The organism is Arcanobacterium hippocoleae, from assembly GCF_031456295.1.
Classification (GTDB): Bacteria; Actinomycetota; Actinomycetes; order Actinomycetales; family Actinomycetaceae; genus Arcanobacterium_A; species Arcanobacterium_A hippocoleae.
Genome location: NZ_JAVDUJ010000001.1, coordinates 683,365 through 698,114, shown reverse-complemented (window position 1 = coordinate 698,114; position 14,750 = coordinate 683,365). Strand labels below are relative to the sequence as shown.

Here is a 14,750-nt window from a genome sequence, read left to right as displayed (position 1 = left end):
CTTCGGCTCAGGCGGCTGATTCGCTGTTTGAGGCAGATTTATCGCAGCTGGATTATTTGGCGCGAGATTGTCATGCCGTCGATTGATGTTATTTATCGTTTTGACGATGATAATCTCGCACCACAGCAAGTTTTTCGATTACGCTGCGCTTTCCGGCAAAATGTGGCTCGGATATTTGCTGCGCTGCTGCAGGGGATCCGTTTTTGCCATGATCAGCGTGGCACTCTTCGTTGACGAAAAATTCTGGGAATAGTTGTAGTGCGTGATTTGTGTCAGCAAAGACGGCACGCAGGTGTGTGGAAAGTAAATTCACGGCAGGATCAATATTTCCATTTCGCAGCTGGGTGACGATTTTCTTGTGCTGTTGATAAAAATCACTTGGCGGAGTAGCTTTTTGGAAGCCAAGATAGCGGGCTCGATCAAGGTGTGGTTTCGCGTCAGTAACTGATTTCCAGACGCGGTGGTGCCCGGCGAGGTTCAGCAATAGTTCGTGGAATTTTTCATCGAGGGAAAAGAATTCTTTGGAACTTCCGGCAGTTGCAGCTATTTCTTGCGCACGTAAATTCAGATCGATTTCGGCAATTATTTTTTCGTCAATATGGGTAATTGAGCGCATCGAGGATAACTCAATTGCTTCTCTGAGAAATTGAGTTTCGTGTACTAATTCGAGATCGATTTTGGTGACGAAAGTACCGCGGCGCGGAAATACTTCGATCAATTGATCTTTATTCAGCAGTACTAGTGCTTCCCTGATTGGGGTGCGTGATACGTTTAGCTGCTGTGCTAGTTCTGTTTCGGAAATTGCTGCACCTGGAAGATATTCAAGTGTGATAATGCGTGAACGAATTTCTTCAAATACTTGTGCGCGTGTAGGTGGTTGTTTTTTTATCACGATTTTTCCGCTCCAATTTTCTCTGCCCTAATTTTATGCGTTGTGGTGCGGTTAGTAAATCGAATTGTGCTGCTATTTATCTGTTTATCAGCGGTCATTTGGGATCCTGGCAAGGGCAAATAGAGTTTTATGCTGCGCGGCGGATGGGGTTGATATCGGAATTTTTGCGAGAAATTATTGACGCAAAGAAATTCTAGTTGTAGCATACAAGTGTTGTATACAAGAATGAATGATGGTGTTCATCCTTGTTTCGCACATCGAGAGTTTGCAAAGGAGCGAACATGCAAAAATCCCATCAGGTTAAATCAGCAGTGGAAACAACCATTGCGGATAATCCGTATGTGCTTGATCCGAAGAATATTCAAGCACCACCGACCACGTTCAAAGGTTCACTAAAATTTCTTGGTCCAGGAATGATCACTTCAGCTGCAGTGGTTGGCTCCGGGGAGCTGATTACGGCTACTACGCTTGGCGCAAAAGTAGGTTGGATCCTCTTCTGGCTTGTATTTGTATCTACATTCGTAAAAGTTTTTGTGCAGATTGAACTTGCACGATTCTCAATATCTACAGGTAAAGCTGCGATTACCGGATTCGATGAAACAAGCCCGAAGATCAAGCAGCACGGTTGGATGGCATGGCTAGTCTTGCTGATGTTCGTGCAATTCATCATTGGGCAGGCGGGGGTGCTTTCTGCAGCAGCATTTGCATTCTCAGCATTGCTGCCAATTGGCGGAGATCCGTTCTCCTTGCTTTCGATTGGGGCTTGGGTAGCAATTTTGGCGGCGATTGCGATTGGCGTGCATTGGTTCAATAAATATTCGTGGCTGGAAAAAATCTCTACCGTGCTAGTTGTGATTGTGACGGCATTTGCAGTACTCGCAGTATTTTTGCTGATTGGCACGCAATACACGTGGACCTTGAACGATTTGTTTGCCGGAATGCGCTTCCAGATTGGCGCTGGTGCTGCCGGAATTGCGCTTGCAATGTTTGGCATGACGGGTGTGGGCGCTGGTGAAGTAACTACTTATAGCTACTGGGTTGTTGAGAAAGGCTATGCTGCTTGGACCGGCCCGAACGATGGATCGGAAGCTTGGGTGAAGCGTGCTCGTGGCTGGATCAAAGTGATGAAAATTGATGTTTGGGTATCTTGGTTCGTTTACACGATTTCAACTGTTGCATTTTACGTGTTGGGTGCTGCTGTATTACATCCGCAAAAACTTGAGCCTGCCGGAAACGAAGTGATGACCACGATTTCGTCAATCTTTAGCACGATTTTTGGGCAAGCGGGCGGTGTTTTATTTATGCTCGGAGCGGGGATTGCTTTATTTAAGACGATCCTTGCAAATGTACCGGGCTTTGCGCGTCTCGTCACCAATACACTTTCCGTACTCGGTGCTTTTGAATGGAAAAATGCCGTCAAACGTGATCGGTGGATGCGAATCACAATGGTGATCTTGCCAATTACTTGGGCAATATTGGGCACTGTTGCGAAATCTCCGCTTGCACTCGTGGTGCTTGCGGGAATTCTGAATGCGGTTTTCCTGATGGGAGTAGCTGTTTGCACTTTGCAACTGCAAAAGAATCAGACCGATTCGCGGGTGAAAGACGGAGTTACATTCCAAATTTTGCTGATCATTTCGGCGATTGTGATTTTTGCCGTGGGAGCCTATTCCCTTTGGGGGCAAATTAGCGCATTACTATAAGCAGATTTTATTTACGGTACATTGAAAGGTTTGAAATGAAGGCAGTAGTAGTAAAAGCGGCTAATGATTTGCAAGTATTGGAAATGCCTGATCCGGTCTGTGGCGCGCAGCAAGTGATCGTGCAAATGGAATGGGGCGGGATCTGCGGATCTGATTTGGCGTATGTACATTCTGGTATTTCTGGGACGGCGGTACTGCAAGAGCCGCTGATCTTGGGGCATGAGGTTGCGGGAGTGGTGATTGAAGTCGGAAGTGAAGTGGAGAATGTGGAAATCGGAGCACGGGTGGCTTTATTTCCGGCAACTTGTGTTGGTGATTATGAAATGCCTGCAGCTATTGCCGGAAGGCACAATCTTTGGCCGGAAGTGCGCTATTTTGGTTCTGCTGCTTTCATGCCGCATGAACAAGGTGGATTTTCCACGTATCGTGCCGTTAACCCGGCGCAACTACGGGTTTTGCCGGCGGGGGTTTCAACGAAGGTTGGTGCCCTAGCAGAACCCTTTGCGGTAGCGATTCATGCAGTGAAACGAGCTGGAAATGTGGAAAATAAACGTGTGCTGGTGAACGGTGCAGGGCCGATCGGAGTGCTTGCCGTTGCGGCAGCCAAAGCATTTGGTGCAAAGACTGTTTATGCTGCAGATTTGAGCCAGCAAGCGCTCGAAATCGCGAAGCAGATGGGAGCGGATGAGCTGATCAATATTTCGCAGGGTGCATCTTTGCCTGCTGACGTGGAGATTTCAATTGAAGCATCGGGAGCTCCAAAATCTTTGGCGGGCGTGATTGCAGCTACCCAGCGTGGGGGCGTGCTGGTGCAGGTTGGGAATCTGCCAAGTGGTGAAGTTTTAGCTGCTTTAGGCAATATCGTGACCCGTGAAATTGAATACCGTGGCTCATATCGTTTTGCTGATGAAATGGATTTGGCGATTGAATTGCTTGACGGAAAAGTGGATGTGACGCCGTTGCAAACACATGAATTTAGCATTACCAGGGCAAGCGAGGCGTTTGCAGTTGCTGCGGATCGGTCTACTGGATCTTCAAAAGTGATGTTGCAGCTTTCGTAAATTCAGTGTGTGCTTTTGCGTCGTGACGGGAAGTATTTCGCGTCACGACGCAAGGCATGAATTTTGCAAACAGTGGGCAACACGCCCGCAGAGAAATTGCTCTCTCGCCGGTGGATGCGAAACGATATAGGGGATGGAAAAACAGATTGACTTGACCCGTGCATTAAGAATATTCCGGATTGTAAATCAGGCGCTGTGTGTATCGCTGCTCGGTACGATCTTGGTGGCTGTCTGCTGCTATGTGCTTACGGCTGCTGCGCCAATTTTAGGCGATGTGACATGGAGTGATGCGGCGCAATTCGGGGCATCCTGGTGGCTGACGGGCTTCGGCGGGCAAGTGAAATTTGCGGCAGGCACACTTTCTCTCATTCCTTCATTGCTTACGCTGCTCACTCTTGCCGGTATTTATTTTCCGCTCAAAAAAGCACAGTTGAACACTTGGAATGAAGTAGCTGTAGCAGCATTTTCCGGAGTGCCGCTGATCGCACTTACCGGATTGTTTTCTGGCGCTGACGGGCCATGGTGGACGGCGATCATCGGGATCATAGTTTTGAATACGATCATTTCGATCTATCTTGCGCGTGCGGCACTCATTTTTTCCCGCAAGCTTCCTGAATTTGTTGATTCTGGTTTGCAAATCACGAAATTTATTTTGGCGATCTATTTTGGTGCTGCGCTGCTGACGCTAATTATTTTTGCCGGATTTGGGGCTGGGCAAGCAATCGAGATCCAGGGAATGTATCATCAGGGAATTTTTGGCAATATTGGGATCGTGTTCGTGCAGCTGCTTTATTTGCCGATACTTTTTATTTGGGCTGGTGCCTGGATGGTTGGTGCGAAAATTGCGCTTGGTGCAGGGTCTTATGCAAGCATTCTCGGTTCACAAATCGGCTTGCTGCCAGCGATTCCGTTATTGGGTGTGATTCCCGGGCCAGTATTTGGCAATGTGTGGATGCTCTTGGTTCCACTTTTTGTGTTTTTCACTGCCGGAATTGTTTTAGCGCTTATTTTACGGCGGAAATATCCTGTTTTGCGGCAGTTCGCGAGTGCAGCAGCATTCGCAGTATTGGTGAGTGTATTTGGGATTGAGCTTGTGGGGGTACTTGCTGCCGGCTCGCTTGGCCCCGGGCGTATGAGCGAATTTGGTGCACAGCCAACTGATCTTGCCTGGCATACGCTGCTGTTATTTGCGCTCCCGCTGTATGCTGGGATGATGTTTGCGCACCCAGTGACGTTACAGAAAATCCGGGAATACTTTGCTCGGGGTAAGGAAAAAGTGCGTGGTGCGAAGCAAACTTTTGAGATGCAAAAGGAGGCGAAAGCGGCTGCGGCGGACGCTGCAGAAAATTCTGTAGTAACGGAAACAACAGCATCTGCAGCAGCAGAGACTTTCGCATTTGCGGATCATGAAATGCCGTCCGAAAATCTCGCGGATAATATTGCATTATCGTCGAATAACGATCTTCATCCGCAGCAAATACTGCAGGAGGAAGGCGCGCAGTTAAAGGAGGATCACGCAAAATGAAAGGACTCCCGCATCTTGCATATTATGCCGTGCTTGTCCCGTTTCTGGCGTTGACGATTGCGGCAGCTTTCATTTGGAGCCCGCGCGAATCAGCATATCTGCTTGCAGCATTTCTGACGTTGCAGCTTGTTTTTCGGCTTAGTCCGCTTGCAGCTTACGTGCCGCATTTGCGTACGAAAGCAGTAGATGCGTTTGTGTTGATCGTGATGATATGCGCGCTACTATATTTAGCTCCGTGGGGAAATGCTTTCTGAGATGGGATATATTTGGATTTAGTTACGAAAGATTTGTGCCGTCTTTGGTGGCTCGTATTTTAGGCATAACGAGGATTTAGCATTCAGTGAGTGTGTTACTGATTAACCTGTTGTTTGTTGTTTTATTTACTTTGATCGGCGCGTTTTTCGCAGCTTCGGAGTTAGCACTCGTCTCTTTACGCGATACGCAAATCGAGTCGATGGCGGAGCGTTCAAAAGCTGGTAAAAAGATCCAGGCGCTCACGCAAGATTCAAATCGTTTTCTTTCTGCAGTGCAGGTGGGCGTGACTCTCGCTGGGTTTTTCTCTGCTTCCTTTGGTGCGGCGCAGATTGCGCCGCTGATTGCGCCGATGCTGCAGAGTGTATTTGGTGCTAGTGCAGATACGGCAGCTTTTATTCTCACTACCGTATTCATTTCATATCTGTCAATCGTTTTCGGTGAGCTTGTGCCGAAACGGATTGCGATGCAAAGTGCTGAAACTTTTGCACATATTGTGGCGTATCCGCTGAGCTGGATCACGTCTTTGCTGCGCCCGGTGATTTGGTTTCTTGGTTTTTCGACGAATATTGTCTTGCGGCTCCTTGGTCGTGATCCGAACCTGAAAGGGGAGGAGATGGATGCTGAGGAGCTGCGTTCGTATGTGGCTGGGTATGAGGCGATTCCGGAGACGGAGCGCGGGATGGTAGTGGAGCTGCTTTCAGTCGGCAATCGGTCGGTGGAAGAAGTAATGACGCCGCGTACGGAAGTGGAATTTATTGATGCTTCTGATTTGATCACTGACGTGCAGGAGCGCGTTTCAAAGATGGAGCATTCGCGTTATCCGGTGCGGGCAAATTCAAATGATGACGATATTATCGGCTTTATTCACATTCGTGATTTGATTAACCCGGATCCGAAATTGCGGCAAGTGCGTGAACTTGTGCGGCCAGTACTTTTCTTCCCGGAAGGGAAGCCGGTACTTGCGGCACTTACGGAGATGCGTGCACAGAATGCGCATTTGGCGATTATCGTTGACGAATATGGTGGCACTGACGGGCTGATCACAATCGAGGACGTGGTGGAGGAGTTCGTGGGAGAAATCCGCGATGAATATGATCGTGAACTGCCAGTAAAGATTGAGATTGCTACCGGTGGGGAAGTATCTGGTTTATTAGGGCGTTCTGAGGTGCAAAAATATTTGGATATTGAGTTGCCGGACGGGCCTTTTGATACGCTTGCCGGTTTTATCGTGAATGAACTTGGGAAAATGCCGGAAGTTGGTGACCGTATTGAGAAGAATGGTGTCCGGTTCACTGTAAAAAAGCTCGATTCGCGGCGGATTGACCGGGTATTTGTGGAAGTTGTGAAACCGGTAGGGGAAACCGTCGAAGTCTAAAATTTATTTGTTTGTTTGCCTTAGTTGCAATGAAAGTGGTGTTTTTGCAGCGGTCAAGCCTGACCGTGATACAAAAACACCACTTCGATGCAAACAATAGTTGATGCCGCTGGGGATCCTGAAAAATACTGGATCCGATCTTCTGAGAAAACCTGCGGATCGCGTTTATGCTTCGATTTCCTGCACTAAGGTGGGGAGTCTGCCGACATCTTTCCGCGACTGTTTATCTGCGACTACCTGGAGTACTTGCTCTAAGCCTTTCCACCACGGATCGTATGGCAACCGCTCATCCATATCAATCATATCTGGCATATGCGTGACCGGATATGCATGCATTTTGCCTGCTAGTTGCCCTACGTAGAAGGATTTCTTCTGGTCAGCGGGTTTTGTGGAGTTTAGCGCGGCTGCAAGTTCATCAATCGCTTTATGCACCATCCGTACTGCCAGCGTACGGTCGAATGGGCTCGGGTTTCCGCCTTGCTGCAGATGCCCGATAATCGAGGCGCGGACATCAAATAAGCCGCCGCCTTCTTCTTCAAAAATTCGCCGCAGCAAATCAGTGGTGTAATATTCGGAAGCATTTTCGTTGCGTACTACGAGGTAGAGTTGGCGTCCGTTTTGGAAAGATTCCGTCATCCGGCGTGTATCTTCAGAAAGTTCAGCCAATGTGACCCCATTTTCGGCTAAGTAGACTTTCTCAGCGCCAGTGGAAATCGCGCTCATTAAAGCAAGATATCCATTCTTCCGCCCCATCGTTTCCACCACGAAGCAACGTTGTGAGGCAGATGCAGATTGCCGGATTCGGTCTATTACGTAGGCATTATTATTGATTGCAGTATCCACACCGATCGACATTTCCGCACCGGGAAGATTGTTATCGATCGAAGCGGGTACGCAGGCAATCGGGATCTCGAAGGCAGGGTAGCGGTCGCGTTCGTGCACCATCGAATATGCGGCCTTGTATCCTTTGAAACCGCCAATGATGAGCAGTGCATCAAGCCGTGCATCTTCAATCGCACGCGAAAGCTTATAATATTGGTCTACTGACGGGATCGTGCGGCGGGTGCCTAGCTCAGCAGAGCCGTCTTCTGCCCAGCCTTCGACGTCTCCCCATTTTAGCTCGTGTAAATCTCCGGCGAGTAGCCCTGGGAATCCGCCTTCGATGCCGATCATTTCAAAGCCGCGATCGATTCCGAGTTTGACGGCGGCGCGTGCTGCCGGATTCATGCCCGGTGCGAGCCCGCCGGCATGAATGATTCCGACCCGTGGTTTTGGTAGTGATTCATCCGATTGCGTAGGAAGTGGGGCGGAAATTGTTTCAAAAAGATCGATCATTTCGCGGTAACCGGTGCCGCGCGAGGCGATTGCTGCATCCCAGTTTTTTTCTTTGATATATTTCTTCACTGCCCGCGTATTGGCAATCGTTTCCATCATTGGCAGGCGCATTAGCCGATTTGAGCGGGTGCCGATGATCATTGGTTGTACTGATTCGTCAGCGTGGATCATTTCCCAGGCAGCGGTATAGCCAAGCAGGGTGGGCATCCAGCGGTCGTATGCTGAGGGGGTGCCGCCGCGCTGCACGTGCCCGAGAGAGGTTAAGCGCACGTCTTCGCCAAGTTCGGATTCGAGGAGCTCTTTCACCATTTGGGAAGTGATCGGCTTTCCTTCGCGGTCGATTGCGCCTTCGGCGACGATCACGAGTGAATCGCGCCGTCCGTGTGCTCGCCCAGTGCGCAGTTTTTCGCACATTTCTTCGCGCCAATTAGCAGCGGGGGGAAGCTCTGGAATGAAGACGTAATCGCAGCCGCCGGCAATTGCGCTCATGAGTGCCAGGTAGCCGCAATTACGCCCCATTACTTCGATGATGAAAGTACGTTGATGGGAAGCTGCTGTGGAGGCGATCGCATCTATTGCTTCGATGATCCGGTGTAAGGCTGAATCTGCGCCTACCGTCATATCGGTACCAACAAGATCGTTATCAATCGATCCCACTACACCTGCCAGGTATAGTTTTTGGTGGCGGGCACCAAGGCTTTCGGAGATTGCGCCTTCTGCGATCAGCTCTGCAAGGAGTTCTGGCCAAAGTTCGCGTAGTTCGTCAGCTCCGCTGAGGGTGCCGTCGCCACCGATCACGACCAGGCGGTCGATGCCTTTTTCGACTAAGTTTTGGACGGCTTTTTTGATTCCGGCGCGTTCGCGGAATTCGTCGCAGCGGGCGGTGCCGATCGCGGTGCCGCCGCTATTGAGGATATTGGAGACATCGCTCCAGGCGAGTTCTTCAATGAATTTTCCGCCTTCTACTGCGCCTTTCCAGCCTTCGCGGATTGCATATGGGGTTGCGCCTTCATGCACGGCAGTGCGGACCGCGGCTCGGAGCGCGGCATTCATTCCTTGCGCATCTCCACCGGAGGTGAGCACACCGATTTTTACACCAGTTGCTGGCTGGATGCTTTGATTTTTGAATACTGGATCGGTATCTGCTGAATTTTGTGTATTCACGGGAACTCCTCTTTGAATCGAGCGGAAGCAGTTTGCGCGAAATGCCAATAGCTGCCTTAATTGTACTGGATTTTTTGCTGCAGGGTCTGGGCTGAAATGAGTTTTAATCTTTTCTTCACAAAAAATTCACGAATCGCACTAAAGGCTTAGGTTCGCAGCGGAAGAGTGAGTAGAATCTACTTTGCGGGGTGCAGATATTTGATTCCCCGCGAATGCGGTGAAATTGTTGGCACGGATGCCACATAAAATGCATTTGAAAGGAATCGCAATGACGGATTTGCATAAAGTAGTGGTTTTGGCGCGCGGTTTGGGTACGCGGATGCGGAAAGCTGCTGCAGGAGCGGAGTTGACGGGCGCTCAGGCTGAGGCAGCATCTCTTGGCGCGAAGGCAATGATGCCGATTGGTCGGCCGTTTCTTGATCACTGCTTGCATGCTTATGCTGATGCAGGAATCACGGAAGCGTGTTTGGTGATTGGTCCAGAGCATCAGGGGGTGCGGGATTATTATGATTCACTGCAAACTACTCGCATCAAAATTTCGTATGCGATCCAGGAAGAGCCGTTAGGTACAGCGAATGCGGTGCTTGCTGCGAAGGAGTGGGTTGGCACTGATCGTTTTGTGATGGTCAATGGCGATAATTATTATCCGACGGAGGCTGTGCGTGCACTTGGTGCGACGAAGGGGAATGCCACGATTGGTTTTGATGCTGATGGGTTGGTGCAAAATTCGAATATTCCCGCTGAGCGGATTGCCGCTTTTGCAATTTTGCGTGCTGATGCGAACGGGGATTTTGCAGATATTATCGAAAAGCCTGCTCCGGAAGTGGTGGCAGCTCAGCCGAAGCCAATTTTGGTTTCAATGAATTGTTTCTGTTTTACGCCAGAGATTTTTGCTGCTGCGGAGCGGATTGTGCCCTCGGCGCGTGGCGAATATGAGATTGTTGATGCAGTGCGTGATTTGGTGGAGCATGGGCAGCGTGTGGAGATTGTGCGTTCGGAAGCTGGCGTGCTCGATATGTCAAACCAAAACGATATTAAAGCGGTGGAGCAAGTGTTGCAAGCACGCGAGGTAGTGCTTTAATGCCGCGGATTATGCGCTGGATCTAATGCGATTTTTGGGCTGCTGTAAATTACGGCGATGCAGCATCTCAAAAGAATAGTCAAACTTGAAAATAAACCAGATTTTAGCAGACTGTGATCTGAGAAGGACGAAAAGTAGGATGAAAGTTTTAGTTGCTGGTGGAGCAGGATTTATTGGTTCCCATACGGTGCTGTTGCTCTTGGAAGCTGGGCATGATGTGCTTGTGATCGATGATTTATCGAATTCTTCGGAGGAGTCGTTGCGCCGGGTAAGTGAGCTTACGGGGCGGATGCCGGGCTTTGTGAAGGCGAATGTGCGGGATCGGGATGCGCTTGATGCGGCTTTTGTAGATTTCCAGCCTGATGCCGTGATCCATTTTGCAGGCAAGAAGGCTGTGGGGGAGTCGGTGGAGTTGCCGCTAGATTATTACCGCGAGAATATTGGTTCGACGATCACTTTGCTGGAAGCGATGAAGGCTCATGGCTGCCGGAATATCGTTTTCTCTTCTTCCGCTACCGTGTATGGCGATGGTCAGCCGCCTTTTTCGGAGACGGATCCAGCCGGTAGCGCCACGAATCCATATGGTTGGACGAAAGCGATGAATGAGCAGATCTTGCATGATGCTACAGTGGCAGATGCAAATCTTGCTGTTGCAGCTTTGCGTTATTTTAATCCGATTGGTGCCCACGAATCGGGGAAGATCGGGGAAGATCCGGCGGATATCCCGAATAATCTGCTGCCGTATGTGGCGCAGGTAGCTACCGGGAAGCTTGCTCGCGTGGCGGTATTTGGTGATGATTACGATACTCCTGACGGTACTGGTACGCGCGATTATATTCATGTGATGGATTTGGCGCAGGGGCATTTGGCTGCTTTGGATCAGATTGATGGCCGTCCGGGATTCCATGTGTGGAATCTGGGTACGGGGAATCCGTATTCGGTGCTGGAGGTGATTCGTGCGTTTTCGAAGGCTGCTGGGAAGGATGTGCCGTATGAGATCGTGGGGCGCCGTCCTGGGGATGTGGCAAGTTCGTATGCGAATCCGGCAAAGGCGCGTGAGGAGCTCGGTTGGGAGGCGAAGCGGGATTTGGATCAGATGTGTGCTGATTCTTATCGGTGGCAATCGCGTAATCCGAATGGTTACCGGAGCTAAAATAATTGCCGGAAAATCTTTGTTGATTCCGAAAATGGAGGAGAATACTTAATGGTGAACCCAATCGATGCCACTACCACTGCAGCGTGGGGGAAGATCGGCGAAATTCGTGATCGGTTGAGTGTAGATTTTCGTAACTGGTTTGCGCAGGATCCGCAGCGTGCTGAAAAGTTGACTTTTACGGCTGCTGATTTGTATGTGGATCTCTCGAAGTCTTATCTGACGGATGAGTTGAAGGCTGCTTTGCTAGAGTTGGCGCAGGAGGTGAATCTTGCTGAGCGCCGCGAAGCGATGTTTAATGGCGAGAAGATCAACGTTACCGAGGGGCGCTCGGTATTGCATACGGCTTTGCGTCGTCCGAAGGGTGAAGAGCTGATTTTGGACGGCAAGAATGTGATTGATGATGTGCATGAGGTGCTTGATCGGATTTATGCTTTTGCTGATCGGGTGCGTTCAGGCGAGTGGCGGGGCGTGACGGGGAAGCCGATTAAGACGATCGTGAATATCGGGATTGGCGGCTCTGATTTGGGCCCGGTGATGGCTTATGAGGCGTTGAAGCCTTATGTTGATCCGAATTTGGAGTGCCGTTTTATTTCGAATATTGATCCAACTGATCTTGGTGAAACTTTGAAGGGCGTGGATCCAGAAACGGTGCTTTTCATTATTGCTTCAAAGACTTTCACGACGCTTGAGACGCTCACTAATGCGCGGCAGGCGCGGGCGTGGTTCTTAGCGCAGCTGGCGAAGGCGCATATTAGTGCTGATGGGGCAGTGGCGAAGCATTTTGTGGCTGTTTCAACGAATCTTGCGAAGGTGGCAGAGTTCGGGATCGATCCGGAGAATGCTTTTGGCTTCTGGAGCTGGGTTGGCGGGCGTTATTCGGTGGATTCTGCTGTTGGTACGGTGCTTGCGATTGCGATTGGTCCACAGGCGTTTAAGAATTTCTTGGGTGGTTTCCATGCGCTGGATACGCATTTCCGTACTGCACCGGCAGAGCGGAATATCCCGTTGCTGATGGGTTTGCTGAATGTGTTTTATGTGAATTTCTTGGGGGCTGCTACACATGCGGTTTTGCCTTATGCGCAGTTCTTGCATCGTTTCCCGGCATATTTGCAGCAGCTTACAATGGAGTCTAATGGTAAGCGGGTACGCTGGGATGGTAGTGAGGTTACTGCCGCTACTGGTGAAGTGTTTTGGGGCGAGCCTGGCACGAATGGGCAGCATGCTTTTTATCAGCTGATTCATCAGGGTACGCAGTTGATCCCAGCAGATTTTATTGCTTTTGCTACTCCTACGTATCCTTTGCGCGATGGGGAAAATGATCAGCATGAGTTGTTCCTTGGGAATTTCTTTGCACAAACGAAGGCGCTTGCTTTTGGCAAGACGGAAGCGGAAGTGCGCGGCGAGGGTACGCGTGAAGATATTGTGACGGCGCGAATTTTCCCAGGGAATAAGCCAACTACGTCGATTATGGCACCGGCTTTGACCCCGTCTGTGTTGGGGCAGTTGATTGCGCTTTATGAGCACATTACTTTTGTGCAGGGAATCGTTTGGGGGATTGATTCTTTTGATCAGTGGGGTGTGGAGCTGGGGAAGCAGATGGCTTCGCAGCTTGCTGATGCGGTGGCTGGTGATGCAGATGCGCTTGCGCAGCAGGATCAGTCTACGCGTGCTTTGATTGAGTATTACCGGAATTTCCGGCGTGATCTTTAGGCGGAAGTCTGGGCACGTGATTTGAAAAATGGATCCGCGTTAGCGAATTGCACTTTAGTACCAGGTGGATTTTTTGCTGGCGCGGTATCCTTAGAAAGTAAGTGGGAAACCACAAACACCTAACATAGGAGTTATTTAATATGGCATGCAATTGCAAGACACCAGTTACTGTTACCGTTACGGGTGCAGCAGGTAATATCGGTTACGCGCTTCTTTTCCGGATCGCTTCTGGAGCGTTGCTCGGCCCGGATGTGCCGGTGCGTTTGAATATGCTGGAGATTCCGCAGGGTTTGAAGGCTGCTGAGGGTACGGCGATGGAGCTGAATGATTGTGCATTCCCGTTGCTTGATTCAGTGAATATCTTTGATGATGCGAACCAGGCTTTTGACGGTTCTTCCGTGGGGCTGCTTGTGGGTGCTCGCCCGCGCACAAAGGGGATGGAGCGGGCAGATTTGCTGGAAGCTAACGGCGGTATTTTTGGTCCGCAGGGTAAGGCGATTAATGATCATGCAGCGGATGATATTCGCGTGTTGGTGGTTGGTAATCCGGCGAATACGAATGCTGTGATTGCTGCTGCGGCAGCTCCGGATGTGCCAAAGTCGCGGTTTACGGCGATGATGCGCCTTGATCATAATCGTGCAATTTCGCAGCTTGCTGAGAAGGTGGGGGCGCCGGTAGCTGATATTAAGAAGATGGTGGTTTGGGGTAATCATTCTGCAGATCAGTATCCGGATCTTTCGTATGCGACGGTGGCTGGCAAGCCGGCTCATGAATTGGTGGATGAGGCTTGGCGGAAGGATTATTTCGTGCCAACGGTTGCGAAGCGTGGTGCTGCAATTATTGAGGCTCGTGGTGCGTCTTCGGCAGCTTCGGCAGCTTCGGCAGCTATTGATCACGTATATAACTGGGTGAATGGTACTCCTGAGGGTGATTGGGTGTCTGCAGCGATTTTGAGTGATGGTGAGCATTACGGTATTCCTGCTGGGCTCGCTTTTGGTGTGCCGGTTACTTCTGAGAATGGTGAGTGGAAGATCGTGGAGGGTCTGGAGATTTCAGAGCAGACTCAGGCTGGTATTGATTATTCGGCTCAGAAGGCGCAGGAAGAGCTTGATGCGGTGCGTGCGCTGGGCTTGTTGAAGTAAGATCTACTGCTTGCGCCGGTATGCGGCGTTGATGGGTGGCTCGGAACTGATGAATGGTTCCGAGCCACCCTATTTTTTATTTTATTTACATGTATTTTTTACGGTATTTTTATACATTTTGCTCCTTCTGATATTTCTTAATTTTTCAACTATCTTTGTGAAAAAATCTTTGTTACATTGTGAAAAAATGTCTAGAACGTTCGTCCTATATTGTTAAAAAATACTGTTCTTGTGTTTTGTTGAATATTTCACATTGGCGTGAAAGTGTAGGTTTTAACTGGAAAATGGCGAAATGCCAGCATATTTGACTGTGATTTTCGATTGTAAAAAATGTACAAAAGGGATTGTTAA

11 protein-coding genes are annotated in these 14,750 nt (G+C 49.7%); 9 read left to right on the top strand and 2 right to left on the bottom strand.

The window, feature by feature from the left end; genetic code table 11:
• Positions 1–88: 88 nt before the first annotated feature.
• Positions 89–892: a GntR family transcriptional regulator gene (locus tag J2S36_RS03000; protein ID WP_309955375.1), complete on the bottom strand. Its 804-nt coding sequence runs from the start codon at positions 890–892 to the stop codon at positions 89–91.
• Between the two features lie 281 nt (positions 893–1,173).
• On the opposite strand from J2S36_RS03000, the gene J2S36_RS02995 reads away from it, so the two are divergent.
• The 5 genes from J2S36_RS02995 to J2S36_RS02975 all read left to right on the top strand — a co-directional run bounded on the left by J2S36_RS02995 (position 1,174) and on the right by J2S36_RS02975 (position 6,811).
• On the top strand, positions 1,174–2,595 hold the full coding sequence (locus J2S36_RS02995; RefSeq protein ID WP_309955373.1) for an Nramp family divalent metal transporter: 1,422 nt from the start codon (positions 1,174–1,176) through the stop codon (positions 2,593–2,595).
• Positions 2,596–2,630: 35 nt separating this feature from the next.
• The gene (locus J2S36_RS02990; RefSeq protein WP_309955371.1) at positions 2,631–3,656 is read left to right on the top strand and encodes an L-idonate 5-dehydrogenase; all 1,026 of its coding nucleotides are present in this window, start codon (positions 2,631–2,633) and stop codon (positions 3,654–3,656) included.
• 133 nt (positions 3,657–3,789) lie between these two features.
• The gene (locus tag J2S36_RS02985) at positions 3,790–5,181 is read left to right on the top strand and encodes a cell division protein PerM (RefSeq protein ID WP_309955369.1); all 1,392 of its coding nucleotides are present in this window, start codon (positions 3,790–3,792) and stop codon (positions 5,179–5,181) included.
• The gene (locus J2S36_RS02980) at positions 5,178–5,435 is read left to right on the top strand and encodes a hypothetical protein (RefSeq protein WP_309955366.1); all 258 of its coding nucleotides are present in this window, start codon (positions 5,178–5,180) and stop codon (positions 5,433–5,435) included. Before J2S36_RS02985 ends, J2S36_RS02980 begins: the two co-directional genes overlap by 4 nt.
• Before the next feature lie 86 nt (positions 5,436–5,521).
• Entirely contained in the window at positions 5,522–6,811 is a 1,290-nt protein-coding gene (locus J2S36_RS02975) for a hemolysin family protein (RefSeq protein ID WP_309955364.1), read from the top strand.
• A 165-nt stretch (positions 6,812–6,976) separates the two neighbouring features.
• Here J2S36_RS02975 and J2S36_RS02970 read toward each other — a convergent pair whose 3' ends face one another.
• Complete coding sequence (locus J2S36_RS02970; protein ID WP_374717328.1) at positions 6,977–9,310, bottom strand: 6-phosphofructokinase; 2,334 nt, start codon at positions 9,308–9,310, stop codon at positions 6,977–6,979.
• 268 nt (positions 9,311–9,578) lie between these two features.
• Between J2S36_RS02970 and J2S36_RS02965 the strand changes: the two genes are divergently transcribed.
• From J2S36_RS02965 to J2S36_RS02950, 4 genes are all read left to right on the top strand, one after another.
• Positions 9,579–10,391, top strand: coding sequence for a nucleotidyltransferase family protein (locus J2S36_RS02965; protein ID WP_309955362.1), 813 nt, complete (start codon positions 9,579–9,581; stop codon positions 10,389–10,391).
• 139 nt (positions 10,392–10,530) lie between these two features.
• On the top strand, positions 10,531–11,544 hold the full coding sequence (galE, locus tag J2S36_RS02960) for a UDP-glucose 4-epimerase GalE (RefSeq protein WP_309955360.1): 1,014 nt from the start codon (positions 10,531–10,533) through the stop codon (positions 11,542–11,544).
• 51 nt (positions 11,545–11,595) lie between these two features.
• A complete protein-coding gene (gene pgi / locus J2S36_RS02955) occupies positions 11,596–13,257 on the top strand; it encodes a glucose-6-phosphate isomerase (protein WP_309955358.1) in 1,662 nt (553 codons plus the stop codon).
• Positions 13,258–13,397: 140 nt separating this feature from the next.
• Positions 13,398–14,399 (top strand): malate dehydrogenase, encoded by a 1,002-nt coding sequence (locus J2S36_RS02950; protein ID WP_309955356.1) that lies wholly within the window; start codon positions 13,398–13,400, stop codon positions 14,397–14,399.
• The last annotated feature ends 351 nt before the right edge of the window (positions 14,400–14,750 follow it).